Genomic DNA, 881 nt, shown 5'->3' on the forward strand with positions numbered 1-881 from the left:
CGGTAAGCGTGGCGAGCTTGTTGGTCTCGGCGACTTCCTTGCGAAGCGCGATCGCCCAGGTGTTGTTTGCGGGCGACGGCGACAGCCAGACGATCTTGTTGGCGTCGTAGTCGAGCTTCTTGGCCGTTTCATAGGCCTTGGCGGCGTCTTTCCAGACCGGGTCGTCGGCCTTTTCGAAGAAGAAAGCGGCGTTGCCGGTGTATTCGGGATAGATGTCGATCTCGCCGGCGGTGATCGCCTTGCGCACCACCGGCGTGCCACCGAGCTGGATACGGTCCGATGTCTTGATGTTGTTGGCGTTGAGCACGAGCTGGATGATGTTACCCAGCACGCCGCCCTCTGTGTCGATCTTCGAAGAGACAACCACCTGGGCATTGGCGGAAGCCACCGTGATGCCGAGCGCCAATGCCGCGCCGGCCAGAAACTTGACTGAAAACATTGTGAAACCCCTTGCTATGAACCGAAACGCGGTGACCGCATATGAGCATGGCTTCAACGGCCAGTCGGGGTACACGGTTTCATAACAATAGGTACAGACGCAATATTTTTGTTCCGAAGCGGTAAATTCGGCCGACATCGTGCTGACAGCGCCGTGTCAGGTGAAACGGCGGATGGATCAGGCTTCGGCTTTGCGCAAGCTCGTCAGCTTGAGCGCGCCGAGCGCCACGAAGCACAGGACGGTAACCGGAAAGACTATCCAGTTCAGCATCTCCCAGCCCCAGGCGTTGTAGACCATGCCCGACATCAGCGAGGCGCAGGCGACGGAGCCGAACAGGACGAAGTCGTGGAAGCCTTGCACCTTGCCCTTTTCCGACGGCCTGTAGGTGGCGGCCACCATCGCGGTCGCGCCGATGAAGCCGAAGTTCCAGCCAAGGCCTAGC

2 protein-coding genes are annotated in these 881 nt (G+C 59.7%); both read right to left on the reverse strand.

Features of this window, described 5'->3' with window-relative positions; all coding sequences use genetic code 11:
- Positions 1-439: glycine betaine ABC transporter substrate-binding protein (locus EN964_RS35860; RefSeq protein ID WP_281059606.1), on the reverse strand; the 439-nt coding region annotated here is incomplete at its 3' end.
- Between the two features lie 177 nt (positions 440-616).
- The coding region (locus tag EN964_RS35865) for an MFS transporter (RefSeq protein ID WP_127277546.1) at positions 617-881 on the reverse strand (265 nt) is incomplete at its 5' end.

The sequence above is a fragment of the Mesorhizobium sp. M7A.F.Ca.CA.001.10.2.1 genome (genome assembly GCF_003998575.1).
GTDB lineage: Bacteria > Pseudomonadota > Alphaproteobacteria > Rhizobiales > Rhizobiaceae > Mesorhizobium.